25 protein-coding genes and 1 tRNA gene are annotated in these 26,439 nt (G+C 62.9%); 13 read left to right on the top strand and 13 right to left on the bottom strand.

Going from position 1 to position 26,439, the window contains the following annotated elements; translation table 11 throughout:
- On the bottom strand, nt 1–362 hold a 362-nt coding region (locus tag HMPREF3166_RS00385; RefSeq protein ID WP_168160712.1), incomplete at its 3' end, for a helicase-associated domain-containing protein.
- Nucleotides 363–486: 124 nt separating this feature from the next.
- Nucleotides 487–3,084: a helicase-associated domain-containing protein gene (locus tag HMPREF3166_RS00380; protein ID WP_070487208.1), complete on the bottom strand. Its 2,598-nt coding sequence runs from the start codon at nt 3,082–3,084 to the stop codon at nt 487–489.
- A 180-nt stretch (nt 3,085–3,264) separates the two neighbouring features.
- On the opposite strand from HMPREF3166_RS00380, the gene HMPREF3166_RS00375 reads away from it, so the two are divergent.
- Nucleotides 3,265–3,453, top strand: coding sequence for a hypothetical protein (locus HMPREF3166_RS00375; protein ID WP_005294448.1), 189 nt, complete (start codon nt 3,265–3,267; stop codon nt 3,451–3,453).
- Nucleotides 3,454–3,641: 188 nt separating this feature from the next.
- Here the strand turns inward: HMPREF3166_RS00375 and HMPREF3166_RS00370 are convergent, their stop codons facing one another.
- Nucleotides 3,642–4,268 (bottom strand): resuscitation-promoting factor Rpf1 domain-containing protein, encoded by a 627-nt coding sequence (locus HMPREF3166_RS00370; protein ID WP_035005122.1) that lies wholly within the window; start codon nt 4,266–4,268, stop codon nt 3,642–3,644.
- A 428-nt stretch (nt 4,269–4,696) separates the two neighbouring features.
- Between HMPREF3166_RS00370 and HMPREF3166_RS00365 the strand changes: the two genes are divergently transcribed.
- Nucleotides 4,697–5,080, top strand: a complete 384-nt coding sequence (locus HMPREF3166_RS00365) for a cold-shock protein (RefSeq protein WP_034986981.1) — start codon at nt 4,697–4,699, stop codon at nt 5,078–5,080.
- Between the two features lie 81 nt (nt 5,081–5,161).
- On the opposite strand, the gene HMPREF3166_RS00360 is transcribed toward HMPREF3166_RS00365, so the two are convergent.
- Nucleotides 5,162–5,755 carry a DUF2771 domain-containing protein gene (locus tag HMPREF3166_RS00360; protein WP_049049620.1) on the bottom strand — a complete coding sequence of 198 codons (594 nt, stop codon included), beginning with the start codon at nt 5,753–5,755 and terminating at the stop codon, nt 5,162–5,164.
- 34 nt (nt 5,756–5,789) lie between these two features.
- Entirely contained in the window at nt 5,790–6,575 is a 786-nt protein-coding gene (locus tag HMPREF3166_RS00355) for a glutaminyl-peptide cyclotransferase (protein WP_070487207.1), read from the bottom strand.
- 135 nt (nt 6,576–6,710) lie between these two features.
- Here HMPREF3166_RS00355 and HMPREF3166_RS00350 point away from each other — a divergent pair, with 135 nt between their 5' ends.
- The 3 genes from HMPREF3166_RS00350 to HMPREF3166_RS00340 all read left to right on the top strand — a co-directional run bounded on the left by HMPREF3166_RS00350 (nt 6,711) and on the right by HMPREF3166_RS00340 (nt 10,006).
- Nucleotides 6,711–7,454, top strand: coding sequence for a DUF3027 domain-containing protein (locus HMPREF3166_RS00350; RefSeq protein ID WP_070487206.1), 744 nt, complete (start codon nt 6,711–6,713; stop codon nt 7,452–7,454).
- A 174-nt stretch (nt 7,455–7,628) separates the two neighbouring features.
- Nucleotides 7,629–9,122, top strand: a complete 1,494-nt coding sequence (locus tag HMPREF3166_RS00345) for an NCS2 family permease (RefSeq protein ID WP_035005113.1) — start codon at nt 7,629–7,631, stop codon at nt 9,120–9,122.
- 2 nt (nt 9,123–9,124) lie between these two features.
- Nucleotides 9,125–10,006, top strand: coding sequence for a TrmH family RNA methyltransferase (locus HMPREF3166_RS00340; protein ID WP_049049626.1), 882 nt, complete (start codon nt 9,125–9,127; stop codon nt 10,004–10,006).
- Between the two features lie 8 nt (nt 10,007–10,014).
- Here HMPREF3166_RS00340 and HMPREF3166_RS00335 read toward each other — a convergent pair whose 3' ends face one another.
- From HMPREF3166_RS00335 to serC, 3 genes are all read right to left on the bottom strand, one after another.
- On the bottom strand, nt 10,015–10,929 hold the full coding sequence (locus HMPREF3166_RS00335) for a DUF6928 family protein (protein ID WP_070487205.1): 915 nt from the start codon (nt 10,927–10,929) through the stop codon (nt 10,015–10,017).
- 21 nt (nt 10,930–10,950) lie between these two features.
- Complete coding sequence (gene sepH, locus HMPREF3166_RS00330) at nt 10,951–12,141, bottom strand: septation protein SepH (protein WP_070487211.1); 1,191 nt, start codon at nt 12,139–12,141, stop codon at nt 10,951–10,953.
- Nucleotides 12,142–12,277: 136 nt separating this feature from the next.
- A complete protein-coding gene (serC, locus tag HMPREF3166_RS00325) occupies nt 12,278–13,435 on the bottom strand; it encodes a phosphoserine transaminase (RefSeq protein WP_070487204.1) in 1,158 nt (385 codons plus the stop codon).
- A 361-nt stretch (nt 13,436–13,796) separates the two neighbouring features.
- Here serC and HMPREF3166_RS00320 point away from each other — a divergent pair, with 361 nt between their 5' ends.
- Both HMPREF3166_RS00320 and HMPREF3166_RS00315 read left to right on the top strand, forming a co-directional pair.
- A complete protein-coding gene (locus HMPREF3166_RS00320; protein WP_034987007.1) occupies nt 13,797–15,074 on the top strand; it encodes a citrate synthase in 1,278 nt (425 codons plus the stop codon).
- A 119-nt stretch (nt 15,075–15,193) separates the two neighbouring features.
- Entirely contained in the window at nt 15,194–15,553 is a 360-nt protein-coding gene (locus tag HMPREF3166_RS00315; RefSeq protein WP_035005105.1) for an FKBP-type peptidyl-prolyl cis-trans isomerase, read from the top strand.
- Between the two features lie 4 nt (nt 15,554–15,557).
- On the opposite strand, the gene HMPREF3166_RS00310 is transcribed toward HMPREF3166_RS00315, so the two are convergent.
- Both HMPREF3166_RS00310 and HMPREF3166_RS00305 read right to left on the bottom strand, forming a co-directional pair.
- Nucleotides 15,558–16,778, bottom strand: coding sequence for an ABC transporter permease (locus HMPREF3166_RS00310; RefSeq protein ID WP_070487203.1), 1,221 nt, complete (start codon nt 16,776–16,778; stop codon nt 15,558–15,560).
- On the bottom strand, nt 16,775–17,656 hold the full coding sequence (locus HMPREF3166_RS00305; protein WP_070487202.1) for an ABC transporter ATP-binding protein: 882 nt from the start codon (nt 17,654–17,656) through the stop codon (nt 16,775–16,777). The genes HMPREF3166_RS00310 and HMPREF3166_RS00305 overlap by 4 nt, the downstream gene beginning before the upstream one ends.
- 147 nt (nt 17,657–17,803) lie before the next feature.
- Between HMPREF3166_RS00305 and HMPREF3166_RS00300 the strand changes: the two genes are divergently transcribed.
- Both HMPREF3166_RS00300 and HMPREF3166_RS00295 read left to right on the top strand, forming a co-directional pair.
- Nucleotides 17,804–18,661 carry an aldo/keto reductase gene (locus tag HMPREF3166_RS00300; RefSeq protein WP_070487201.1) on the top strand — a complete coding sequence of 286 codons (858 nt, stop codon included), beginning with the start codon at nt 17,804–17,806 and terminating at the stop codon, nt 18,659–18,661.
- A gap of 66 nt (nt 18,662–18,727) precedes the next feature.
- Nucleotides 18,728–19,522, top strand: coding sequence for an enoyl-CoA hydratase (locus HMPREF3166_RS00295; RefSeq protein WP_070487200.1), 795 nt, complete (start codon nt 18,728–18,730; stop codon nt 19,520–19,522).
- Nucleotides 19,523–19,534: 12 nt separating this feature from the next.
- Here HMPREF3166_RS00295 and HMPREF3166_RS00290 read toward each other — a convergent pair whose 3' ends face one another.
- Nucleotides 19,535–21,064, bottom strand: a complete 1,530-nt coding sequence (locus tag HMPREF3166_RS00290) for a glutamate-cysteine ligase family protein (RefSeq protein WP_070487199.1) — start codon at nt 21,062–21,064, stop codon at nt 19,535–19,537.
- A gap of 166 nt (nt 21,065–21,230) precedes the next feature.
- Here HMPREF3166_RS00290 and HMPREF3166_RS00285 point away from each other — a divergent pair.
- From HMPREF3166_RS00285 to glnA, 4 genes are all read left to right on the top strand, one after another.
- A tRNA-Arg gene (locus HMPREF3166_RS00285) sits at nt 21,231–21,303 on the top strand.
- Between the two features lie 53 nt (nt 21,304–21,356).
- Nucleotides 21,357–21,821 carry a hypothetical protein gene (locus HMPREF3166_RS00280; RefSeq protein WP_070487198.1) on the top strand — a complete coding sequence of 155 codons (465 nt, stop codon included), beginning with the start codon at nt 21,357–21,359 and terminating at the stop codon, nt 21,819–21,821.
- 306 nt (nt 21,822–22,127) lie between these two features.
- Nucleotides 22,128–23,288, top strand: a complete 1,161-nt coding sequence (locus HMPREF3166_RS00275; protein ID WP_141741098.1) for an ornithine cyclodeaminase family protein — start codon at nt 22,128–22,130, stop codon at nt 23,286–23,288.
- A 15-nt stretch (nt 23,289–23,303) separates the two neighbouring features.
- Nucleotides 23,304–24,740: a type I glutamate--ammonia ligase gene (gene glnA / locus HMPREF3166_RS00270; protein ID WP_035005088.1), complete on the top strand. Its 1,437-nt coding sequence runs from the start codon at nt 23,304–23,306 to the stop codon at nt 24,738–24,740.
- Between the two features lie 56 nt (nt 24,741–24,796).
- Here glnA and HMPREF3166_RS00265 read toward each other — a convergent pair whose 3' ends face one another.
- Both HMPREF3166_RS00265 and HMPREF3166_RS00260 read right to left on the bottom strand, forming a co-directional pair.
- Nucleotides 24,797–25,501 (bottom strand): dihydrofolate reductase, encoded by a 705-nt coding sequence (locus HMPREF3166_RS00265; RefSeq protein ID WP_070487196.1) that lies wholly within the window; start codon nt 25,499–25,501, stop codon nt 24,797–24,799.
- On the bottom strand, nt 25,502–26,323 hold the full coding sequence (locus HMPREF3166_RS00260) for a thymidylate synthase (RefSeq protein ID WP_070487195.1): 822 nt from the start codon (nt 26,321–26,323) through the stop codon (nt 25,502–25,504).
- Nucleotides 26,324–26,439: the final 116 nt, after the last annotated feature.

The following is a 26,439-nucleotide window of genomic DNA, read 5'->3' as shown; positions in this document are numbered from 1 at the left end:
ATCTCCGTCAGCACAGCCCTGTCCGTCGTCTCCAACACGAGCCCGTGCGCGGGGTGCTTGATGAGCTTCAGTCGCCCGTAGCGATCCATCGTGTCGGCAATGTCGATCAGCAGCGGTTGCGGGACGGGGAACCGCGAGTAGGTTTCCAGCACGTCCATGACCTGCTCCGCGTCGTGCCCGGCGGCGCGGGCGTTCCACAGTGCCAGCGGGGTGATGCGGTAGGTATGCACGTGCTCGGGCGCACGCTCCAGCTCCGCGAACGGTGCCAGCGCGGTGCGTGCCTCCTGCGCCTGTTCGTGGTCGATTTCCAGCAGCACTGTCTTGTCCGATTGGACGATCAGGGGGCCGGTGCCGATGCTCACTAGCTGGATACTCCTCACAAGGGGGTCGGGGTTGCTCTAGTTTGTCTTGTTTTTAGGACAACCTTCTACTGTAGTCGCCCTGTGGTCACACAGTGGTCGCCCGCAGCAGCCCTTCTGCAGCGCGCTAGTATTCGACGCTGCTGAGACGGTGTGGCTGCACGGTGAAGCTTTCGCCACTGATCTCGGAGACCACAGCGATGGTGGACGGGCGAATCATGACGATTGAGACCTGGTCGCTGGTTTGCTTGCCTTCGTTGTTTACATAGCTAATCCGCACGATGGTGCCGGCGGAATACGCCCGCGAGATCGCGGCCATCATCTCCTCGGCGGTGTGCACCACGCGGGTATTGCCGTGCTGGCCTGCCCCTGTGCCCGTAGCGCTTGCGTCGGCCCGATCTGCGTTGTTGTGGCTACGCCGGAAGCCCTCGATGGCGCTGGCAATCACTTGGGAGTCCGCACCTGCGCCCTCATCTGCTCCTGAGTGCGGGCTCGAGTGCAAGGTTGCGCGTAGTCCCTCGCGCGGGGGCGTGGCCACCCGCGAAAGCACTGGGGCATCCGCGTGTGCCTGCCCGCCCTCCAAGCGCAGCTGCACGCCCATCGCCTCTAGCCGATCTGTCACAAAAGATAGCTGTGCTGCGGATACCGCTACCGTGGGCGCGATCTTCCGCAGCCGCAGGCCGTCAATGTCCGGCAGTGCCAGGATCTGGTCCAGCGCCTCGGGCTCCGCCACGCTCAGATACATCTGCGCCACCCCGGCCGTCGCCTGCGAGAGGCTGCGCTCTGCATCGTGCAGCATGTAGCGCAGCGCCTGCGGGACGTTTTCCGCTCCGCCCAGCGCGCGGGCCTCCAGAAACGCCTCGACCTCGGCGGCGCCCAGCCCCGCCCGAAGCGCCCGCTCCGCCGATTCCTTGGACATTCGCCAGACACTGGCCATACCGCCGGATTCCTGATCACTGAACTTCGCCAGCATCGCCTGGTCGGTCGGACGCAGCAGTCCTGGCGCCATGATCGTGTGGTCTGCCTGCACAATCAGCTGCTCCACCGGCGCGGGCAGGATTTCCGCCAGCGCGTCGGCCAGATCCGCCACGGGGTTCTCAGCGGGGTGTGTGCTGCCGGTCAGTACGTCGCGTAGTGCACCCATCGCCCGGGTGGGCACGGTGTCTTTTCTTAATGACGCCAACACGCCGACCTCTTTAGCCTCCTCCCACACCGCATCCCAGGCGGTGTGCGTGGTGCGCCAGGCCTCGCCGGGCCGCACGCGCCAGAGTTCTCGCTGAATTTTGGCTGGCTGGGGCGTGGGGGCGTCATTACCCAAAGAGTCAAGATCAGCGAACAGTGACGGGAAGGTTCGGCGTAGACCGCGGGCGGCGTGGGATGCCGTACCAGCTTCGAAGGGGCGGACGTCGGGCTCGTCGACGAGCCACGGTGCGTAGGCGCTGCCGGCCCAGCCGAGCAGTAGGATCGCCCAGGCGGTGGCGGGGGAGGCCTCCAGGAAATCGAGGGCGAGCTCCGTGGGCGCCCAGTAGTCGCGGGCGGGCTGGCCGGCCGGGGTGGGAGTAGTCCGGCCACGGCCGATGAGGTTCGCGTGGGCGAGCCATGTCAGCAGGTGCAGGGTGGTTTCGGCGGGTTCGTCTCGGCGGCGGGCGACCTTGTTGACCTCGCGGGTGCCGATGCCGCCGGAGGAAAGGGGGACGATCGGGTTGCGGCCGAGATCCTCGATGAGGTGGCCAAGGTCCTGAATGAGCTGGATGGCCTGGGCCGCTCCAGCGTCGTCGGCACGAGAGTTGGTGGAGGAGCCGGTGGGGTCAGTGGAGTCGGTTGCGGTGGAGTCGGCTGTGACGGTGGAGGTTGCGAAGGCGGTGAAGCGCCCACCCGGGTCGGCGATCAGCGTGCCGCGCAGCAGCTGTTGCACGCGGCCCGTCAGGCGAGCTGTCGTATCGTCCAACTGGTCCAAAATTCCTCGGCGCACCAGGGTGGGCAGGGGCTTGGAGGGGTCCGCGCCCTCGTGCAGGGAGGTCGAATGCCCCACCCCACCCCCGGCGGCGAGAGTGGAAAGCAGGCGACGCTGGCGGGGCGGAAGCTCGTCCACGACCTGCGGAAGCTCGGCGGTGGGGATGGGGCAGCGGGTGGAATCGACCAGCCGCCAAAGCTGTTCCGTGGATGGCTCGAACATGCGCGGCAGATGAGGCGGAATCTTCAGCCGCGTCTTCGCGCCGGGTAGATCGGGGTGGGGCAGTGCGAAGTCCGGGCCGAACACCAGGCCCCAACGGCAAAGGGATTGCACGGCAGCGCGGATTTCTTCTTCGCTAGGGCGCTTCGTTTCGGGAGTGTCGGCGATGTCGAAAAGCTCGGCGAGCATGTCGACGAGCTCCGCCACCGTGCAGGGGTGGTGCACTGCATCGAGTTCGCAGGCCGCGTGGCACACGGCAAGCTCGAGGGAACTCAAGTGGAGCAGCGCCGGGTCGGGGGAATCCGCGAACAGCTCCGCGTGGCGGCTGCGGCCCGGCGTGGAAACGGTCGCGGAGAGGTTATCGAGCGCAGCGTTGCTGCCGGTGAGGTTCTCCACGAAGGTGGTGGGGTTGGAAGCCAGCAGGCGTGCGAGCAGCTCCGCGAGCGCTTCGTCCGTCTGTCCGAACAGCCAGTCCCCGTAGGAGGGAAACTCGCTGCGGAGGGAAGCAGGGGAGCTGCCATCAGCGGTGGGGTTCGCGGAGTTGTGATGCATAATCGCTCTATTTTAGCTGGAAACTTAGCGTTCTTGGGGTGCGGTACATGGCGCGGCCTAGACGGAGAGTGGCCGAGTGGCGGTTTGGGACGTGGGGAAATGCGGTGGAACGGGTGGGGGTGTGGGTGGAAATCAGCACTTCGTGTGTCCTTTTCCTTGGCGATGTGCAAAGATACAACTATGGCTAACGTTGAGAAGAAGGGCTATGTCGACGCAGGCTGGCCGACCGATATTCCAGAGGGCCGTCACGCTGTTACCGAGCTGGTGGCTGATACCGCGGGTGCTCTGAGCCCCTACGGTGACATCGAGTTCCCCGTCGATGCTTCCGAGCTTCCGTACGTGCACTCGTTCACCGTTATTAACAAGTAACTGAACTAGCAAACTAGTAAGGTGGTGCGCCTCCCCATATGGGGAAGCGCGCCACCTTTTCTTTAATTAACCCTGGTTTGCCTTGTTTGCCCCTCATGGCTTCTCATCGGAGCGCCTAGCCAGCGGCCACGAAAAAACCGGGCTGGCACGCTGTTGCGCGCCGACCCGGTTCTTAGCCAGACCTGCTCTTAGTGAGGCAGAACAGCCTGCAGCTGAGCGGAGTACTGCTTGTAGGTGTGGTTCAGGGAGTGCTTGTTGGCGTTGTAGTAGTCGGTGACTTCCTTCGGTACGGAGAAGCCGCGCGCCTCGATGCGCTTCACCAGTTCATCGTAGAACTTGTCCACAGCCAGAGCATTGGAGTTGCGGGACAGGTCGCGGGCGGCCTGCTGTACAACCGGAGCCGGTGCGGCCGGCTTAGCCTTCGGCTTAGCTGCAACGTTGCGCGGGGTTGGCTTGGAGTTCAGGCCCAGCTTGGCGGAGCAAGCCGGCCATGCGCCCCAACCCTGGCCAGCCAGAACGCGCTCTGCGACGGCGATCTGCTGCTCACGAGTGGCCTGGTATGCGTAAGGTGCGTACTGCTTGCCGCCGTAGCCAGCCCAGGTGGACGGGCTGAACTGCAGGCCGCCGTGGTAGCCGTTGCCGGTGTTGATGGACCAGTTGCCGCCGGACTCGCACTGAGCCAGGCGATCCCAGTCGGAATCCGGTGCCGCGGAAGCGGTCGGTGCCAGCAGTGCAGAGGTAGCTGCAACTGCTACGCCTGCGACAGACAGGCGGGCTGCGGTGGTGAAAGAGCTGGTCTTTGCGTGACGTGCCATGTTTGCTGAGTTTCCCTTCGGGCGCCTTGTCTTAGCTATGGCGCCTTTTGTTTCGTTATCTCTCGAAGATCTCTTGGTCTTTTCGGATCTCTTCGATCCTCTAAGTTCAGTGATCTTCTTGCTTTTGTGACGTCGAGCCGTTTGCTCGTTCGCCTTAAGGTCATGGGCTACCGTACTGGTTTGTCACGTTTGTGTCACGTTTCTTGCAAGATTCGAAACTTATACAACGTTAAGGCGGGTTTTCGAAACGCTTATTGACCTGGAATTTATAGGAATGAATCCATTTCGTTATGATTTCGTAATGTGACTAAGATCACAATTTTCATGTAACGCCTGTGACTTATGTGATTAGCGAGTGGGATTTGCTCTACCCTTGCATTCTCGCTAACCTAGGTCATTCTATTGACATCAAGGAATAGGGTGATCCCATGCCAACCGGAAAAGTGAAGTGGTACGACGCAGACCGCGGCTACGGCTTCGTCAGCAACCCTGGGGATGAGGACGTCTACGTCGGTTCCCAGGTGCTGCCCGACGGCGTCACCGAACTGGTCAAGGGTCAGCGCATCGAGTACGAGTTCATCGCTGGCCGCCGTGGACCGCAGGTTCACACCATGACGGTGCTGGACAATGGCCCCCGCCGTGCGCAGCACAAGTACAACCCCGAGCAGCTCCACCAGATGGTGCAGGATACGATCACACTGCTAGATAGCAGTGTGCTGCCGGTACTGCAGTCCGGTCGCCGCCCAGAGCGCAAGGAGGCCCGCCAGGTGGCGGAGATCCTGCGCACCATCGCGCGCGAGCTCGACAACTAGCGGTCGCACCCCGCACTTCATTCAGACAAACCCCCTCGCACCCACCCCTAAAGACAGGGAGCTCCCCCTAAGCAAAGGGAGCTACTGGGCGATCTCGATCGACCAGATGGTTGCGTAGGGGGTTTGCTCGTCGTTGTCGTCCAAGCCGACCAGCATAGAGTGCAGCTCCAAGACCTTTAGCTGAGGGGTGCTGCCATCATCGGCCTTCATGGAAGCCTCAAGGTCCAGCGTGACTTCTTCACGCTCGTAGCCCTTGTAGTAGTTGTCCTGGTTAGCGCCCGGCTCGTCGAAGATCTGCAGCAGAGACCAGTCGTGGTCGTACACATCCTCCGGCGGCTTGATCGTTACTTTCTTGGCGTCCCCTACCTGCAGCTTGTAGGGCTCAGAGGGCTCACAGTCCGGATCATCCAGCTCGCAGACAGAGTAAGGTGCGATCTCGTGCTCCTCACCATCGACCACAGCGGTGATGCGTTGATCCTGCGGCAGCGTTTCGACCTTCCCGTCCTGCCAGCGGTTGTAAAGCAGCACGCCGCCGATGACCACCACCACGAGGGCGACGATTGCCCCCATCGTCATCAGTTGCTTGCGCTGGGCGCGCTTGCGCTGCTGCTTCTTGGAAAGCTTCGGCGCGGGCTTGGCAGAAAGCTTTGGACTGGTTTTCTCTTGCTCGCTCACGCCTCCCGATCCTAATTCACTGGCCGGACAAGCCCTAACCCTCCGGCTCCTTGAAGCGCACCTCGTACATCTCGTCCCACAGCTTGCCGGTCAGGTAGAAACGCCGATCACTCGGGGAACTGCCCGGCACCACAGCAATGCCATTCAGCACGTCCGCGCCGTCTCGCTGTGCCGCGGGGAATAACCCGGCGGTGTCCACGACATGCGTGACCTTCCCGTCCTCCGGGTCAATCTCCAGGATCGTATCGGTCTGCCACACGTTGGCCCATACCTTTCCGTCGGCGGTGCACTCCAGCTCGTTGAGCTGGTCGGTGCCCTCCACCTCCACGGAACCGGTCTTGGCAAATGTCTCGGGATCGCGGAAGGTCAGTGTTCCCGTGCCGTCGCTCATCACCAGCCGATCCTGCTGCGAACACAGGCCCCAGCCCTCTGTCTCGTAGTCGGCCCGGTCCACTTCCTCGAGCGTGCGGGCATCGCGCTTGATCGCGGTGTGTTCCTTCCACGTCAGCTGCCACGCCGTATCGCCGTGAATCGCCACGCCCTCGCCGAATAGGTCCTTGCTTAGGCTCTGTTCGTCCGACTTTTCGCCTTCCAAGTCCGTGTAGTAGATCTGCGATTCGCCGTACAGTCCCGTGCCGACCAGCAGCCGCCCATCGTCGGCCGTCTCTAGTCCCTGGGTAAACGCACCCTCGTCCCATGGGTGTACCTCATCCACCGTGACCTCGAGCATCGGCGCATCGCCGTACTCTTTCGCTGTTGTTCCTGGTTTTATTGGTGACGCCCCGTCGTCCGCACCACACGCCGATAACGCACACGCCATAGCCGCGGCTCCTACAGCTGCGAGCGCCTGGGAAGTAACCCGCCCCTTTCGAGGCTGGGGGAGGGATGCGTGAGGGTGGCGTCGATAAGAGAACATGCAACCATCATGCATCACAGCGAGTGGGCGGCAGGCATAATGGTTCAGGTGAGTAAGAAGAAAAAGGCAGATCCGATTCTTTTTTCGGCGCAGGCGAAGGAAACGGCCCGCGCCGCGGTGGAAGAGGTAGGCGGCGACGAGGTGGGGAAGGCCCTCGGCATCGCGACGGACGGCGAGGGTTTGGGGATTTACCGCTACGCCAGCCGAGTGCCCGGCTACCGCGGCTGGGAGTGGGTCGTGGTGCTGGTGACAGTGCCGGGCAGTGGGGTCCTCACTATTAACGAGGTCAGCCTGCAGGCCGGAAAGCATGCCTCGTTGGCCCCGGAGTGGGTGCCCTATGAGGACCGCGTGCAGCCGGGCGACCTGGGGCCGGGCGATACCCTCCCGCCGCGCCGTGATGACGAGCGGCTGACCGCGTGGGCCAAGCTACAGGACGGCGATGGCTTCCTGCGCAACCCGCAGGCGGGCAACACCCTTTCGCACGAGGGGCTGCGCCAAGCTCGCAAGCGCTGGCGGGAAGGGGACTACGGGCCGCGCTCCGAATTTGCGAAGAAGGCAGACCTCCAGTGCGAAACCTGCGCGTTCTACCTGCCTATTGATGACGTGGAGAATGGCGTGGGCGTGTGCGCGAACGAGTACTCCGCCGACGGGCGCGTGGTACAGCGGGATTATGGCTGCGGGGCGCACTCGGCGACGGTGGAGGAATCCATTGGTGAGGAGCTCGGGGAGGGCACCAATAATTACGGCGTGTACGTCGACGAGGGGTTCTCGCGTTTCGAGTAAATAGGGCGCCAGTGCTGGCCCCCTTGGGATGCCCCGAACGGGTACCTAATAGTTGCATAAATGCCCTGCGGGGTGGTTACTTATACCTTGACGTTTCAAATTGTGGTGGCTGCCTACGGTTCTGCTGAAGGGTAGCTTCCGCGCTCGGACCGAACCGGTAGGGGAGAATTCCGCATGGCAGATGCACAGGCCGCCAAGGCCGCAGAGACAAAAACTGGGGAACCGCAGGATCGTGGCTTCCTAGACCGCTTTTTCCACATCTCGGAGCGCCACTCGACGGTGGGCACCGAGGTCCGCGGTGGTGTGGTCACGTTCTTCGCGATGGCTTACATCATCATCCTGAACCCGCTGATCCTGGGCACCAGCGCGGACATCAACGGCGACGAGCTGGGCACTGCCCGCGTGGCCGCGGTTACCGCCTTGGCGGCGGGCGTAATGACCATCGCCTTCGGCATCATCGCCCGCTATCCCTTCGGCATCGCCGCTGGTCTGGGCATTAACACCCTGGTGGCGGTCACCTTCGTCGGCACAGAAGGGCTGACCTGGCCGGAGGCCATGGGCCTGGTGGTTATTGACGGTGTTCTCATTGTGCTGTTGGCCATCACGGGCTTCCGCGAGGCCGTGTTTAACTCGATCCCCAGCTCGCTGAAGGCGGCAATCGGCGTGGGCATCGGCCTGTTCATTGCGATGATCGGCTTGGTGGACTCCGGCTTCGTTCGCCGCATTCCGGATGCCGCGGGCACGACCGTCCCGGTTGGCCTGGGCATTAACGGCTCAATTGCCTCTTGGCCCACGTTCGTCTTCATCATCGGTCTGCTGATCTGCGGCACCCTGGTTGTCCGCAAGGTCCGCGGTGGCCTGTTCATCGGTATCGTCGCCAACACCATCATCGCCATGATCGTGGAGGCAATCACCCACACCGGCCCATCCTTCGTTGACGGCGAGCCGAACCCGGCAGGCTGGAACCTGGCGGTGCCGCAGAGCCCGGATTCCCTGGGCGGTATGCCGGATCTTTCCCTGGTTGGCGCCGTGGATCTGTTCGGCGCTTTCACCCGCGTGGGCGTACTTGCTGCCTGCATGCTGATCTTCACCCTGGTGTTGGCGAACTTCTTCGACGCTATGGGAACCATGACCGCGCTGGGCAAGCAGGCTCAGCTGATGGATGAGGAAGATCGCCTGCCGAACCTGCGCACGGCCCTGATCGTCGAGGGCGGCGGCGCGATCGTCGGTGGCTCGGTCTCCGGTTCCTCGAACACTGTATTCGTGGATTCCGCGGCGGGTATCGCCGACGGCGCCCGCACGGGCCTGGCCAACGTGGTCACCGGCCTGCTGTTCATCCTGGCGATGTTCTTCACCCCGCTGTACGAGGTCGTGCCGATCGAGGCCGCCGCACCGGTCCTGGTGATCGTGGGTGCGATGATGATGGCGCAGATTAAGGACATTGACTTCACGCGCTTCGACATTGCCCTGCCGGCCTTCCTGACCATCGTGGTCATGCCGTTTACTTACTCCATCGCCAACGGCATCGGCGTGGGCTTCATCACCTACGTCGCCATGGCGCTGGTTGGCGGCCGTGCAAAGAAGGTCCACCCGCTGCTGTACCTGGTGGCTGCGATGTTCGTGGTCTACTTCGCCGCCGATCCGGTGATGGATCTGCTGCGAGGCTAACCATGGCCGACTTTTCGCCCATTCGGATCGATGACCCGCGCGACCCGCGCCTGGATGACTTTCGGAACCTCAACGCTTCCGACAAGAAGTCCGGCGAGCAGCTGATCATCGCCGAGGGCACCTTGGTCGTCCCGCGCCTGCTGGCCAGCCCCTATCCGACCCGCGCGGTCGTGGGGTTCCCGGGGAAGCTGCGGGCGATCGAGGAGGAGCTGTCTTGTTTTCTTTCTGGTGATGACGCCACCTTTTCCGTGTTTGAGGTTTCCCGCGAGGTCTTGAAGGAAGTCGCGGGCTTTGATATGCACAGGGGACTGGTCGCGTCGGCGGATCGACTGCCGACGAGCGCTGCCACAGGGGACGCAGGAACCAGCGCCGTGGAGGCGGTGCTGGACCGCTTGGAGGAAAACCCCGAAGCCAGCGGAGTGATCGCCGTGCTGGAGGGCGTGGGGGATCACGAGAATATCGGCTCCATTTTCCGCAACGCAGCGGGGCTCAACGTGGATGCCGTGTTGTTCGGCGCGGCCACCGCCGATCCGCTGTACCGGCGCAGTGTGCGTGTCTCCATGGGCCACGTCTTGCGCCTGCCGTGGGCGAGGTTCCCCGGTACGACGACCACCTGGCAGCGGGATCTGGAGCTGCTGCAGAGGCGCGGATACGAGGTGGTGGCGCTCACGCCAGCGGGGGACGTCACGCTGCGTGAGGCCACGGAGGCCGCCCGGGGACGGGGGAAGAAAGTGGCGGTGATGGTTGGCGCGGAGGGACCCGGCCTGACGGAGCACGCCATGCGCGCCGCGGATGTGCGCGCCAGCATCCCGATGGCCCGCGGAACCGATTCGCTGAACGTGGCCACGGCGGCTGCCATCGCCTTCTACGAGGCGGTGCGCTAAGCGGGGAGCTACTCCCCGCCGGTGCGGCGGCGCACCTCGTCGCCGATCTTTTTGGAGGCTCCGCGTAGCCCCTTCAACCCAGCGGAAAGCCCCTTGCGAGCCCCCTGGCCCAGGGAGCTCAGCAGGTTCTTGGCCACCTCGGCTCCGCTGGGTTCGCTTTCGCGGGACGGGGCGGCGTAATCGTCGTAGCCTTGCTCGTCGTCGTAGACGGAGACCATGTCGTCCGGCTTGGGGCGTCCATGCGTTAGACCGTCGTACTCGGAGGACTTCGCCTCCGGCCGGCCGTCGACGGCGAAGGCGGCAATGGGCAAAGCCGGGCCGGAGGCGCAGACGGAAAAGCCCAGCCAGGCCTCGATGGCCGCGGCAGCCAGCTCCGCGGGGATGAAAGGCAGTTGGATGCCGCTGGCCTCGGTGTTGCCGGCCCAGTAGTCGGCCTCGAACTCGCCAGGCAGGCCGATGTCCTCGAACACGGTCTCGCGGGTGGCACAGAAAGAGCGCTTGAGCTGGCCGCCCGACCAGTGGGCGAAGCCCCCAAAGGTTTCGTCGACCTCCTTGGAGGCGGGATCCCCACCATCCCCGGGCTTCGTCGAGGCCGCGGTTTCCGGGTCCGCCACCACGCAGGAGGCGTACACGTCGGCCGCACTGACTAGCGTGCGGTAGCGCTCCGGCAGTTCGGAGAGCTTCCGCAGGTCGGGGATTACCGTCTGCACTACCGATAGCCCCGGGTAGCCACCGATGTAGAACTCATCGGTGCCAGGGGTTGCACTGCGGGTCATGTCGAAATCACCGATGTGCGTCAGCGGCCAGGCCGGATTCAGCTGTGCCAGGTACTTGCGGGCGAAGCCACGGTCGACCTTATGCTCCTGGTTCACCACGGTGCTGGGGTTGGCAGCATTCACAAACCAAAGGGTCACCAGGGTCACAGCTGTGGCTCCTTCTATCGCCTAGTTCTTCTTCTTGGGGTTGGTGCGCACACCCAACAGGACGTCCTCCCAGTGCGGGGTGACGGCCTTGCGCTTCCGCTTCGGCTTCGCAGCCTTTGCGTCGGGGTGCATTAGGAATTCATTATCGCCGCGGTCGCCCCGCTCCGCAGGGGAATCGTCGCCGGCGGGGGGAGTGCCCTGCGTGGCGGGCTCCCCGGGAGCCCCAGGAGCCCGAGACCCAGCGGATCGGTCGCTCTGTTGGTTCTGATCGGCCTGGTCGTCCTCCCAGTACTGTTCCTCGGGATCCTGCGTTGGGTGCAGCAGGGGAGTCACCGGGGAAACGCTGCGCACCGGCTGTCCGTAGCGCGGGTTCACCAGGTCGCCAGCGATGCTGTTGTGCGGGTGTGCCAGCGCCTTCTCCGAGCCGCGCAGCTCGATGATGAATTCCGCGACGTGCGTGTTGGTGCGCCCGGCGGCGTCCTTTTCCCAGGATACGGTGACGATCCACTGCTTGGTGGAGTTCTGGTAGGCATCCCACTCGGCGTCCGAAAGAGACTCCCCGTGCGCCGCCAGAGCCGTCGCCAGAACCTCCCACAGGGGTTGGTTCGATACACCGTCTCCGTTCACCGGCAGCGCCGCGTGCGCGAGCTCCGCGATGCGTGCGCGCTCCTGCAGGATCGGCCAGGCGTAGGGCTCGATGCGGGACTCGTCCGTGTCCGCCTCGTCTGCCAGTTCGGCGACGGTAGCGCCGTGGCGGATGCGATCCTGGATCACGCGCGGGGACATGGAGATCCGGGTGCGGTGCGGACGCGCGTTAGGGCGGTCCTGTCCGCGCCCCTGGAACAGCGACGCCACCTCGGCCTCCACCGCTTCCTCCTCAGCGCGGGTTGCCGCTTGCTCCTCCTCGCGGTGTGCCTCTGCGGGATCCGTGGCGGCGTCGGTAGAGCCGCCAGGGCTGGACGTGCTGGTGGTGCTGGCCGTGCTGGTGGTGCCAGAGTCGGAACCTTCGGATGCCCCGGAGCGAGCATCGCCCTCGGCTTCTACGGAAGCGCTGTCCGCGCTGGCCGTGGGGGCGTCATTAAGAAAGGAGCGCAACTCGTCGGTGACGGGCAGAAAGTACTCTGCGATGGGGCCGCCGACGGCGGGGTCAACGGCGCGCAGCACGAGCGACGAGGCATCGCTATCGGCGACGACAAATTTCAGCTCTTGCAACGTGGCCTCCTGACGGATGATGCGGCAAATGACGGCGGTGTTATTAACATCACCCTCCAACCTTAGCTAAAAGCACGGTTGGAGGGTGAGCGGATTCAGTCGCTAGATGATGGCGAAACAGTAACTGGATAGTGCCTTACTTGGTAGCGTGGCCGCCGTCGAGGATGAAGTCGATAGCGCCGGTCAGCTTCTTGACATCCTCCGGGTCGATGGCCGGGAACATGCCGATACGCAGCTGGTTACGGCCCAGCTTGCGGTAAGGCTCGGTATCCAGAATGCCGTTGGCGCGCAGGATCTTAGCGATCTTGGCGGCGTCGATGTTCTCGTCGAAGTCGATGGTGCCGACAACGAGGGAGCGGGCATTCGCATCCTGCACGAACGGGGTGGCCTCTGCGCGTGCATCCGCCCAGCTGTACAGGGTCTTGGAGGACTCGGTGGTGCGAGCCACCATGCCGTCCAAGCCACCGTTGGCGTTCATCCACTTCACCTGGTCGTCCAGCATCAGCAGGGTAGCGACGGCCGGGGTGTTGTAGGTCTGGTTCTTGCGGGAGTTATCCACGGCGGTCTTCAGATCCAGGAAGGCCGGGATGTAGCGGTCGGAAGCGGCGATCTCCTCCACACGCTCCAGGGCGGCAGGGGAGAAGGCTGCCAGCCACAGGCCACCGTCAGAGGCGAAGCACTTCTGCGGGCTGAAGTAGTAAACGTCGGCCTCGTTGAGGTCGACGGGCAGGCCGCCGGCGCCGGAGGTTGCGTCGATGGCGACCAGGGTGTCGTCCGACGTGGCCTTCGGGCGGGTGACCGGAACCATCGCGCCGGTGGAGGTCTCGTTGTGCGCCCAGCCGATCAGGTCGGCATCGGTGCCGTCCAGCTCGCTCGGGGACGGAGCGGTGCCCGGCTCGCCCGCGACGATCTGCGGCTCGTCCAGCCACGGAGCCTTCTTGGAGACGCTGGCGAACTTGGAGGAGAACTCGCCGTAGGTCAGGTGCGCGGACTTGTTGCGGATCAGGCCGAAGGAAGCGGCATCCCAGAAAGCGGTGGCGCCACCCAGGGAGAGGACGATCTCGTAGCCCTCCGGCAGGTTGAACAGTTGCGACAGGCCCTCGCGTACGGAACCGACGACGTCCTTCACACCAGCTTGGCGGTGAGAGGTGCCCAGAATGGCGGCGTTGTCCTGGATGGCCTGCAGCTGGGCTGGGCGAACCTTGGACGGGCCACAGCCGAAGCGGCCATCGGCGGGAATGAACTCCGCGGGGATGGTGGGCAGGGTGTTTTGGTCGTTGGCAGGTGCGTTCATCTTTCCCTCTGATCGCTCGTATTTTTTGCGCTTGACTTTATAGGGTAGACCTTCACGCGGACTGCTTGGCCTAAAGGTGTCAAAAATATAAGAATCGTGGGTGGTGGCGCTGTGTTTTACCCCCGCTTAAGCCAGGCAGTCTGTCGTGCGCGTCACATAGGCACTACAGTGTGCCGTATCCCCCCGTCGGCTTTGCTATGCAAGTAACGCCATACGGGGAAGCCCTAAAGCGGCTACAATTTACAAGTGAAACCGTGAATCTGTGTTCCGCTCCATCGGTGCCGGCGCAAGCTTCTACCAAAAGTAATCGCTAGAACATTCGCTGCGGGCAGGCACGTGAACATTTCAGAAAGGGATGTCAATGGCTACTGATAATCAGGACAAGGCCGTTCTCCACTACCCAGGTGGAGAGTACGAGATGGACATTGTCCACGCCACCGAAGGTAACGACGGTGTTGCACTGGGTAAGATGCTGGCAGAAACCGGCTTGACCACCCTGGATCCCGGCTACGTGAACACCGGTTCCACCAAGTCCGCTATCACCTACATCGACGGTGCAAACGGCATCCTGCGTTACCGCGGCTACGACATCGCCGACCTGGCTAACAACGCAACCTTCAATGAGGTTTCCTACCTGCTGATCAACGGCGAGCTGCCGAACAAGGAGCAGGCAGAGGAGTTCAACACCAACATCCGCAACCACACCCTGCTGGATGAGGACTTCAAGGCGCAGTTCCGCGTGTTCCCGCGCGACGCTCACCCGATGAGCGTTCTGGCTTCCTCCCTGAACATTCTGTCCACCTACTACCAGGACTCCCTGGATCCGCTGAATCCGGATCACCAGAAGCTGAACACCTACCGCCTGATGGCGAAGGTGCCGATGCTGGCTGCTTACGCTTACCGCGCTTCCAAGGGCAAGCCGTACATGTACCCGGATAACTCCATGAACGCGCGCCAGAACTTCCTGCGCCAGATGTTCGGCTACCCGACCGAGCCTTTCGAGGACGACCCGGTGGTCACCAAGGCTCTGGACAAGCTGCTGATCCTGCACGCTGACCACGAGCAGAACTGCTCCACCTCCACCGTCCGCATGGTTGGTTCTTCCCAGGCCAACATGTTCGTTTCCATCGCCGCAGGCATCAACGCACTGTCCGGTCCGCTGCACGGTGGTGCTAACCAGGCCGTTCTGGAGATGCTGGAGGAGATCCACGCTAACGGTGGCGACGCTACCGACTTCATGAACCGCGTGAAGAACAAGGAGCCGGGCGTTAAGCTGATGGGCTTCGGCCACCGCGTGTACAAGAACTACGATCCGCGCGCGGCCATCGTCAAGGAGTCCGCTCACGAGATCCTGGATCACCTGGGTGGCGACCACCTGCTGGATCTGGCTATGAAGCTGGAAGAGATCGCGCTGGCTGATGATTACTTCATCTCCCGCAAGCTCTACCCGAACGTTGACTTCTACACTGGCCTGATCTACCGCGCCATGGGCTTCCCGACGGACTTCTTCACCGTCCTGTTCGCCATGGGCCGCCTGCCGGGCTGGATCGCCCACTACCTGGAGCAGGTCAACGATCCGACCGCGAAGATCAACCGTCCGCGCCAGATCTACACCGGCGAGGGTGCGCGCAAGCTCTAAACCCTTTTTGGTGACGCCCCCTTGGGCTGGCTACGCAATGCGTATGCCCCCAAGGGGGTGTTTCGCGTTTTGCTAGGGTGGGGGTTCGAGAAGCTATCAGTTTTCAAAGGAGACTTCCCATGAGCAAACCGCAGATCGACCTCTCGAATGGCCCCGCCCCGCAGGACCTGGTGATTGAAGATTTGGTGGTCGGCGAGGGTGCAGAGGCCGTGCCGGGCGGCATGGTTGAGGTGCACTACGTGGGCGTGGACTTCGAGACCGGCGAGGAGTTCGACTCTTCCTGGGATCGCGGTGAGTCCATCGAGTTCCCCCTCTCCGGCCTGATCGAGGGCTGGCAGGAGGGCATCCCGGGCATGCGCGCCGGTGGTCGCCGCAAGCTGACTATTCCCCCGGAGAAGGCGTACGGTCCGGCCGGTATGGGGCACCAGCTGTCTGGCCGCACGCTGGTCTTCATTATCGACCTGATCGCCGTGAACTAAGGCGCTAGGCGCCCTTCAGCGCCTTGGCCCAGCTCATCTTCTTACCGTTGTTCAGAATGGAATTGCGGTAGACGCGGGCCACCAGCAGAATCACCAGAACCGTCGCAACGGTGGCGATGAGGAAGCTCAGCAGAACCTGCGGCAGGCTCATCGTGCCCGCCGCCATGTTCATCGGGGCGACCGTCAGGCTAAACGGCGGCACCCAGCCCAGCACCTGCATAAACGTCGATTCCATGTTGCTGAGGCCGAACAGTGGGGCGTAGGTCATACCCATAATGAACAGCAGGATCGGAGCCTGGGTGGACTGCAGATCCTCCGTACGGGAAACTAGAGAGCCCGCTGCCGCGTACAGGCTGCCGAAGAACAGCATGCCGATGCAGAAGGCCAGCAGCATCAGAGCCACCACTGTGTAGTCGAAGTCCACGTCCCCCAACAGCCCGGAGACGGAAACTGCAACCGCGCCGATGACCAGGATGATTGCGGTGCCGATGAAACCGAAGATAGTGTTGCCGATGATCTTGCCAGCCAGGAAATCCATCGGGCGGGCGGAAGCCAGGATGATCTCCACCACGCGCGAGGACTTCTCCTCCGTGATGCGCCCGCCGACGTTCGCGGCGAAGAGGATGATGAAGTAGGCCATCAGCATCACGCCGACCATGGCGGTGACAATCTGCGGCCCGTTGGCCTCCATCGCGTCATCTGCCTTCAAGTCCACGGTCTCCAGCTGCACGGAGGGCGTGGCGTCGGCGAACTCCTCGGGGGAAACTCCCACCTTGTTTAGCGCTTCGGATTGCGCGTGCGCATTGATCGCAGCGCTAACAGTGCTGAGGATCGCGGGGTCGGGCTTTCCTTCCGCGAGCAATTCGTAGCCCGAATCATTTTTCACCAGGGCTGCATCGAGGTCCTCGTCAGTCACCTTAGAGGAAGCCTCATCGCGGGAGGCCACGGTTTCCGCCTCCACGCCACCGGAACCTTCAGTCCCCTCTGAGGCACCTTCGGTGGAGGCTGGGGCGGCGTCAATAAACTCCTTCTCAATCCCCACAAGGCCGAGCTTCGGGGTTTCGTTACCGTCGTCCTTGCCGGCGAACCATGCGCCGACGAACACGCCGATGAGCATGACTGCGATGACGATGCCCAAGGAGAACATGATCGCCTTGCTGCGGGAGGCCACCTGGATTTCGCGCTTGGCGACGGTGGCGATGGTGTTCGGGGAAGAATAACTCATGACTCGACGACCTCCTGGAAGAGCTCTGCAAGGTGCGGGATACGGCGGGAGAACGAGTGGACCGGGCCGACCTTCATCGCAGCCTGCAGGATCTGCTGATCCAGGTCCGTAGTTTCGGCCTCGAGCAGCACGCCCTCGCCGAAGTCCTCGACCAGGCGCGTGCCCTGGGGGTACCAATCGCGCGCCGGAGTGCGCACCTCGTAGACGATGGGCCCGCGGGTACGCAGCTCGTCGACGGTGCCCTCGGCTTTCATGCGTCCCTTGGCGATGATGCCCACGCGGTCGCACAGTCGCTGCACCAGATCGAGCTGGTGGGAGCTGAACAGCACCGGCACGCCGGCGTTGCAACGCTCAACAAGCAGGTCGCTCATGACGTTCACGGCTACGGGATCCAGGCCGGAGAAAGGCTCGTCCAGGATCAGCAACTCCGGATCGTGGATCAGCGAGGCCGCCAGCTGGACGCGCTGCTGGTTACCCAGCGACAGCTCTTCCAGTTTGTCGTCCGAGCGCTCGGCCAGGCCGAGTTGTTCCAGCAGGCCGTCCGCGTTCTTCCGGGCCGCTTCGTCGCTTAAGCCGTGGAGGCGGGCGAAGAAGCGCAGCTGGTCGCCGATCTTCTCCTTCGCGTACAGGCCGCGTTCTTCCGGCATGTAGCCAATGCGGCGGCGCAGGTCATCGTCGATCGGCCGATCGCCCATGAGCACTTTGCCGCTGTCCGCCGCGAGCACTCCCAGTGCGATGCGCATGGTGGTGGACTTGCCGGCACCGTTGGAGCCGACGAAACCATACATCTCACCAGGCTGTACCTGGAGCGTCATGTCGTGGAGGACTTGGTGGTCCCCGTAACTCTTATTGAGGTTGTTGATATAGAGAGCTTCCATATATTCCTTGTGAGTCTTTACAACGTGAACCCTTGATCGAATAAGAAGGATCCTGAATATTGTCTCACATGCGAAAGGATTAGGTCGGCGAAGAAGTTTTTAACAGCGCCGTCGCGAGAACGAGCTAGGTGGCGTACAAAAGAGGCCATGAGCGAAAAGAACGATGCAGTAGCGACCCTTGAAATGAACGACGGCAAGACCATTCCGCAGCTGGGGCTGGGCGTCTGGCAGTTGAGCGACGAGGACACGTACACCTCGGTGCGCGCCGCGATCGAGACCGGCTACCGCCACATCGATACCGCCGCGATCTACGGTAATGAGGAAGCCGTGGGGCGCGCCGTAGCCGACGCGGTGAAGGCCGGGGATGTGCAGCGCGAGAAGCTGTTCATCACCACCAAGCTCTGGAACGCCGACCAAGCACGGGGCAAGGACGCCTTCGCGGAATCTCAGAAGAAGTTGGGGATGGATTATGTGGATCTGTACCTGCTGCACTGGCCGTGCCCGCAGGCCGACAAGTTCGTGCAGGCATACGACGCTATGGCGGAGATCCAGCAGTCCGGTGGTGCTACCAGCATCGGCGTGTGCAACTTCTACCCCGAGGCGCTGGATGCCCTGAAGCAGGCCGGCCACACCCCGGCCGTGAACCAAATCGAGATCCACCCGGGCTTTAGCCAGGCCGAACAGCGCGCGGACAACCGCGACCGCGGGATCGTCACCGAGGCGTGGTCGCCGCTGGGGCAGGGGCAAAACCTGACCGACCCGACCATCGCGAAGATCGCCGCCGAACATGGCGTGAGCGTGGCGCAGGCCATCATCCGCTGGCACATCCAGCGTGGCGACGTGGTTATCCCGCGTTCCTCCAAGGTGGAGCGCGTGCGCCAGAACTTCGACGTCTTCGGCTTTGAGCTTTCCGCCGACGAGGTCTCCGCCATCGAGGCTCTGGATGCGGAGGATGGCCGCATCGGCGGCGACCCGCTGACCTTCCACGCTGGCCTGGAGGGCTAGGGAAACTCCGCGCGGGTTACCGCGAAACACCGCGTATGGCACCGCCCCTGCGGTACATTGCTAGCCATGAGCGCAGGGCACGTCATCACTCATCTAGAGACCGTTGGGGCAGGCAAAGCGAGCAATGCTGACGGTTCCGGCAATTCCGCCGCCCTTCAGGTCGGCGTGATCACCCTTGACCGTCCGGAGAAGCGCAACGCCCTCAACGCCGCCATCGCCACTGCCGTCGCCGAGGCCGTCCGCGCCCACACCTCCGCCGGGGTACGCGCCATCCTGATCTGCGGCGAGGGGCCTGTCTTTTGCGCCGGGGCGGATCTCTCGGGGGGTGTGTACGCCGATGATTTCTGGTCCGCCATGGAGGACATGCTTTCCGCCATCCAGACCACCCCGGTGCCGGTCATCGCTGACATTCACGGTCCGGCGGTCGGCGCAGGCTGCCAAATCGCCTTGGCTTGCGACCTGCGCGTTTTTGCCGACGAGGGGGCCTGCTGGGTGCCGGTCGCCGAGCACGGCTTTGCCCTAGACTTGTGGACCCACGCCCGCGCCCGCGAGTTGATGGGCGGCGCGCTGGCCCGCAACGTGTTCTTGGCGGGCGCCCGGGTAGGCGCCGAACAAGCTCGGGCGACGGGTTTTTCTGTGGTTCTTGATGACGCCACCCCCAACGCCACTGCCCTCGCGCATCGGGTGGCGCGTCAGGCTCCGCTTTCTATGGAGCATTCGAAGCGGGTGTTCAACAGCCCCGACATGCACGCGGATGCGGAGCTGCAGCAGATGATGGTGGACGTCTGGGCCAGCGAGGACGTGCAGGAGGCGCGCCGGGCTCGTGCAGAGAAACGCGAGCCGCAGTTCAGAGGTCGCTAAATCCCAGCCGTTCTAGTCGCGCCCTTCCACCGACCAGGTGTGCACAGGCTGGCCGCTGGCCTGGTTAGCGAGGTAGCGCTGCATCATGGTGGCCAGAGCCTCGGTGCGCTCCGCGGAATCCGGTTCGCTGTTCGGAGCCAGCCGGTTCAAGGTATCCAGCTGCCACGTTGCACCGTTTTGTCCGCTGCGGGCGCGGCCTTCGATGATCCCCAGGTACGTGTCGATCAGTTCGGAATCCACGTCCAGCAGTTCCAATCCCTCGCGGGCTTGGTCGAGTAGGTGCTCGGTAATCAACTCCCGAACCGGCACGGTCCCTACACGCGGCCAGCGCATGCTGGCGCGCAGCCCTTCGCGGGCGCCGGCGAGGAAGTTACTGTGGGCGTCCTCAAAAGAAAGCCGCGACCATACGGGGCGATTTTGCGTGCCCAAGAATTTGACGAGCCCGTAGTAGAAGGCGGCGTCCGCGACGATGTCGGCGGTGGTGGGGCCGGCGGGCAGCAGGCGGTTTTCCACGCGGATGTGGGAGAGTTCCAAGTTCGGGTCATAGATCGGGCGGTTCCAGCGCCAGATCGTGCCGTTGTGCAGGTTCATGTAGTGCAGGCCCGGGCTGTCGCCGGACATGATGGGCGTGCCGGCCTCCAGGCGATCCTCCGGTAGGAGAGGGGAGAAGTAGCGGCCGTTTTCCTCGAAGAGGTCGAACACGCTGGTGATCCACCGTTCGCCGAACCACACGCGCGGACGCACGCCCTGGTTGACGAGCTCCGCAGTGCGCGTGTCGATGGCCTGCTCGAAGACGGGGATGCGCGATTCGTGCCAGAGTTTATGGCCGACAAACAGAGGGGAGTTGGCACTGAGCGCCGCCTGCACGCCAGCGATGGCTTGGGAGGCGTTCCAGGCGTTGGCGAAGAGGTTCGGCGCGACCTGCAGGTGCAGCTGCATGGAGGTGCAGGCGGATTCTGGCGCGATGTCCTCGAAGTCGTGGCTATAGGAATCGACGGTGCCGAGCACCCGGCCCGGCAGGGCGCCTTCGAGTTCGATGCGGACCAGCTCGCCGCGGGATTCGAGGATGGCGTTGTTGAGAGCCTTGTAGCGGTTTTCGTCGGTGATCCAGGCAGGATCGCTGAGGAAGTCGGTGGTCAGGGTCGGAAGGGTGCCGATCATCACGGCGTGGGAGCCGAGTTCTTTGGCGGCCTTCTGCACCGCGCGCAGACGCTCGTCGAGGCCTTCCTGCAGCTGTTCCAGCCCGCGGCCGGTGATGGCCAGCGGGGGATGGTTCATCTCCACGTTGAAGGAGCCGATCTCGGACTGGTATTCGCCCGGGTGGGTTTCCTCCAGCTTCTCCAGCACGTCGACGTTGCAGCGCTTGGGCTGCATGTCGTCGCCGACGAGGTTCATTTCGAGTTCCAAGCCGATGGTGCCTTGGCTGATGAAATCTGCGTTCTGCAGGTGCTTGTCGAAGACCTCGAGCTCGGCGTTGAGGCGCTCTCGGAAGCGGGTGCGTTGTTTCGGTGTGTAGGTATCTTTAGATACTGCTTCGCCCATGCTTCTTAATCGTAGCCTCGCGGCGGGGGCGGTGTGGGGGGTCTTTGATAGGGACGCCCACACGTTTCGGAGCGCTGGGGGACTGGGGTGCGGTGACCAAAAGGGCTGGTTAACGGGGAGCGTTGACGGGCTTGTATTATGTACCTCGCACGGTTTCCGTGCGACTGCCCTAGTAGCTCAGTGGATAGAGCACGGCTCTCCTAAAGCCGGTGTCGGAGGTTCGATTCCTCTCTGGGGCGCTTTTTGTTTTGCAACCCTAAGAGGCTGTGGAATTCAGTTAAGCTCGGCGGGTATGAATCTGAAAGGCTTTCAGTTAGACACCTTCCTAGCTTTAGTGATGGTCCTTGGCTCGGCGGCGTTCCTCGGGGTGGGGCGCATGCTCTTCGGCGCCCTTGGGTGGTACATGCTCGTGACCATCCCCCTCTCGTTTGTATTCGCTGTTGCGCTTTACGCTCTCTGGAAAGTTCCCGTGCGCATCGACGCGGAAGATTCTTCGGGAGTGTCGCACAAGGTCTTCGACTGGAGAGAGTCGTGGGCTCTCATTATCGTCAGCACGTTCCTAGTTCTAACTGGCTTCTTCCTGGTGGACTTCGACGATACCGACCATGGGACGAAATCTATGTTCACGGTGCTTGTCGGGCGGCAAGCGAACAAAGTATCTGAAGTGCTTTGTCTGCTCAGTTTTGTGGGTGCGATCTTGTCCTACATTGTGGCGCTGGTCGTTGCGGTAAGGGGCCGGAAAGCATCGCAGGACTAACTGCGACTGAGTGAGGTGCGGGTGGCCGCCTTCGGGGCGGTTACCCATTTGGGGGTGAAAAATTGGCCGTATATCTTGCTTAATTATTTATATGAAGCCCAGGGGGTTTGCCAAACTCATAGGTTTGCTCGACCGTATTGAAAACGTTGTTTCATTAAAATATTCGCGCGGGTTTGTATCGTTGAAGATGTACCGGTTTCCAAAAACCGGAGCGTACAGCGCTTGCGGCTAGCGCCCCAGCGCGTTATTTGATCTAGAAAATTTCAGATCCAACTAATCGAGAATCTTCGAGGAGAGATTTCGCCGATGACCCAGTCCACCGGCTCTACCGACACCAGCATCGACTTCCTGTGGCTTTCCGAGCCCGACATGATTGAAGCGGGGGTGACGGACTCTGCTCGTTGCGTCGACGTCATGGAAGAAACCCTGATCCTTCTGGATAAGGGCGACTACCGCATGGCCGGCGCTTCCGGAAATTCCCACGGCGCCCAGGTCAACTTCCCCGACAACCCCGAGCATGAGGGCATGCCCGCCAACGGCCCCGACCGTCGCTTCATGGCTATGCCCGCCTACCTTGGCGGCCGGTTCAAGGGCGCTGGCGTGAAGTGGTACGGCTCGAACGCCGAGAACCGCGCCGCAGACCTGCCACGCTCCATCCACGTGTTTGTCCTCAACGATGCCGTCACCGGCGCCCCGAAGGCCATCATGTCGGCCAACCTGCTGTCCGCGTACCGCACTGGTGCGGTTCCGGCTGTGGGCGTCAAGCACCTCGCCGTAGAGAACGCAGAGACCGTAGGCATCATCGGACCGGGCGTCATGTCCCGCACCATCCTGGCCTCCTCCATCACCCAGCGCCCCAGCATCAAGACCGTAAAGATCAAGGGCCGCAGCGCTGGTTCCACCGAAAAGGCAGCACAGTGGATCCGCGACCGCTTCGAGAACCTGGACGTGCAGGTCGTCGACAGCGAGCAGGAGGCCATCGAGGGCAGCGACATCCTGATCGCCGGCACCTCCACCTCCCCGGACGGCCCGCAGGCCTTCCCGTACTTCAAGCGCGAGTGGCTCAAGCCCGGCGCGCTGGTGCTGTGCCCCGCAGCGGCCCGCTTCGATGACGACTTCATCAAGTCCGAAGAATCCAACCTGGTGCTGGACTACGACGGCCTGTACAAGGAATGGTTCCAGGAAAACGGCCCGGACGTCACCTATGAGCGACTGCTGGGAATCCCCGGTAACCGCTGGTGGGACATGGTCGAGGAGGGCACCCTGCCGAAGGAGAAGCTGCACAACATCGGTGCCATCGCCGCGGGTAAGACCCCAGGCCGCGAGAACGACGAGCAGATCTTCTTCTACTCCATTGGCGGCATGCCCGTCGAGGACGTTTCCTGGGCCACCGAGGTGTACGAAAACGCCCTGGAGAAGGGCATCGGCACCAAACTGAATCTCTGGGATACCCCGGAGCTAACCTAGGAGCCTGAACGAACCATGGAGTTCAAAAACATCGACCAGGTCATCGACTTCATTAAGTCGGAAAACATTCGCTACCTGGACATTCGCTTTACCAACATGTTCGGCCTGGAACATGGGCTGACTGTCCCGGCGCGCGAGCTAACTCCCAAGGCGGCGGAGGACGGCTTCGCCTTCGACGGCTCCTCCATCCCCGGCTTCTCCACCGTGGATAAGTCGGACATGGCGCTGATCCCGGATCCGACGACCGCCTACGTGGATCCGTTTCGCGAGCACCCCACGCTGAACATGCAGTTCTTCGTGCAAGATCCGCTGACTCGCCAGCCGTACCGCCGCGACCCGCGCACCATCGCGCGCAAGGCGGAGAACTACCTGAAGGAAACCGGCGTGGCGGACACCTGCTCGATCGGTGCGGAGGCGGAGTTCTACGTCTTCGATTCCGTCCAATACGCCTCCGACACCAACATGTCCTTCCACCGCGTGGATTCGGACGAGGGGTGGTGGCGCTCCGGCGAGGAGACGATGATGGACGGCTCGCCGAACCGCGGTAACCAGATCCGCATCAACGACGGCTACTTCCCAGTCGCCCCGTACGACAAGACCATCCCGGTGCGCGACGATATTGCGTACAACCTGGAGAAGGTCGGCTTCGAGATCGAGCGCTTCCACCACGAGGTCGCCACCGGCGGCATCCAGGAGGTCAACTATCGCTTCGATACCCTGCTGGCCGCCGCGGACGACCTGCAGACTTTCAAGTACGTGGTGAAGAACACCGCCGAGCAGCACCGCAAAACCGCCACCTTCATGCCGAAGCCGCTGGCCGGCGATGGCGGTTGTGGCATGCATGCCCACCAGTCGCTGTGGAAGGACGGCAAGCCGCTGTTCTACGACGAGACGGGCTATGCGGGGCTCTCCGACATGGCGCGCTATTACATCGGTGGTCTGTTGCACCACGCCCCGGCGGTGCTCGCCTTTACGAACCCCACCGTTAACTCTTATCGACGCCTATATTCCGGTTTCGAGGCACCCGTCAACTTGGCCTATTCGCAGTCCAACCGCTCGGCGGCCATCCGCATTCCGCTGACCGGCGATAGCCCTGCGGCCAAGCGTATTGAGTTCCGTGCGCCGGACCCGTCCTCGAACCCCTACCTGGGCTTCGCAGCCCAGCTGATGGCGGGGCTGGACGGCATTCTGAACCGCATTGAGCCGGGCGAGCCGACAGATAAGGACCTCTACGAGTTGCCGCCTGAGGAGGCGAAGAAGGTTCCGAAGGTGCCACACTCGCTGGAGGCCGCCCTGACGGCCATGGAGGAAGACCACGACTTCCTGACCGCCGGGGGAGTCTTCGACGAGGACTTCCTGCAGGCCTATGTGCGCCTGAAGTACGAGCTGGAGATCCAGCCGCTGCGCCAGGGGCCAAGCCCGAAGGAGTTCGAGCTGTACTACAGCGTGTAGTTAGCTGCGCGCTACGGCGCGGACCTGGCCACGCGCTAGAGCGCGGAGCTAGTTGACTAGCGCCGCGTCCAGGTGCAGAAGCGGTAACGCAGGGGCTGCTCGGGATTGACCTCTTGGTCGACCGGGTGGCCCTTTAGCGATTCCTGCCACTCCTCGGCGTGCTCTTCGAACTCTTCGGTGGGAACCAGAGGTGCGTACACCTGGAAGCGCTCGGGGGCCTCCATGTCGATCTCCGTGATGACGATGCGATCAGCCACGGGCATGCACTGGGCGTACACCTGGCCGCCACCTAGTACCCATACGGTGGGGGTGCGCTCGTCTGCAGTGCCCTCAGCGCTAGCGCTGTCTTTTAACTCGTTGAGGATCTGCTCCGCGGCGTTCGCCAGGGCACTCGGGATCGAAGGCTCGATGATGCCGCCGGGGGCGTCATAGTCATCCTGCCGAGTGATCACATAGTTCGTACGCCCCGGCAGCGGGCGGAAGCCATCGTCGAGCGCTTCCCAGGAGGTGCGCCCCATGACGACGGGGTAGCCGGTGGTGGCGTTCTTAAAGTGCTTCAGGTCCTCCGGTAGATACCAGGGCATGTCCGCGCCATCGCCGATCACACCGGCGGTGGTTTGCGCCCAGATCATGCCGATCTCCACCTGATCGCGGGAAATCCCCTTGGCCTCCAGGGCATAGCTGACCGCGGCGGCGGTGAGTTCCGGGTAGTCGCCCGGCTCGTAGCCGGTCGGGCGGTGGGGTTGGTTGTTGGAAGTCATTTATACGGCCACCTTTGCCTTGATCACCGGGTGTGGGTCGTAGCCGGTGAACTCGATATCGGAGAAGTCGTAGGAGAACATGTCCGCAGCCTTGTTCAGCTGCAGCTGTGGGTACGGGCGGGCATCGCGGGAAAGCTGGAGCTTTACCTGCTCCACGTGGTTGTCATAGATGTGGCAATCGCCGCCGGTCCAGATGAATTCGCCGACCTCTAGCCCCGCCTGCTGGGCGAACATGTGAGTCAGCAGCGAGTAGCTGGCGATGTTGAAGGGCACGCCCAGGAACATGTCTGCGCTGCGCTGGTACAGCTGGCAGCTCAGCTTGCCGTTGGCCACGTATAGCTGAAACAGCAGGTGGCAGGGTGGCAGGGCCATGTTGTCCAGTTCCGAGACATTCCAGGCACTCACGATATTGCGGCGCGAGTCCGGGTTAGTCTGCAGAGTTTCCAACGCACCGGCGATCTGGTCGATGTGCTGTCCGTTCGGGGTCGGCCAGCTGCGCCACTGCACGCCGTAGACCGGCCCCAGGTCACCGTTCTCGTCGGCCCATTCGTTCCAGATGCGAATGCCGTTTTCCTGCAGCCAGCGCACGTTGGAATCTCCGCGGAGGAACCACAGCAGTTCACCCACCACGGACTTCACGTGGACCGACTTGGTGGTGATCAGCGGGAAGCCTGCGGAGAGGTCATAGCGGATCTGGCGGCCAAACAGGCTGGTGGTACCCGTGCCGGTGCGGTCGCCCTTGGGGGTGCCCGTTTCGAGGATCTCCCGCAGAAGGTCCTCGTAGGGGGTGGGGATGGAACTCGGCTGCTGCTGGGGTGCCACTGCTCGCCGCCTTCCTTTCAAGCTCGAAGCTTCTTGGGGATTAAAAGTCCCACATAGTCTACGTCGGCTATCAAGCGGTGGCACCCGCGGGGCTGGCAAGCCTGGCTGGGGACATG

The organism is Corynebacterium sp. HMSC08A12, from assembly GCF_001807485.1.
Classification (GTDB): domain Bacteria; phylum Actinomycetota; class Actinomycetes; order Mycobacteriales; family Mycobacteriaceae; genus Corynebacterium; species Corynebacterium evansiae.
This window is presented reverse-complemented; position numbering and strand designations above follow the sequence as displayed.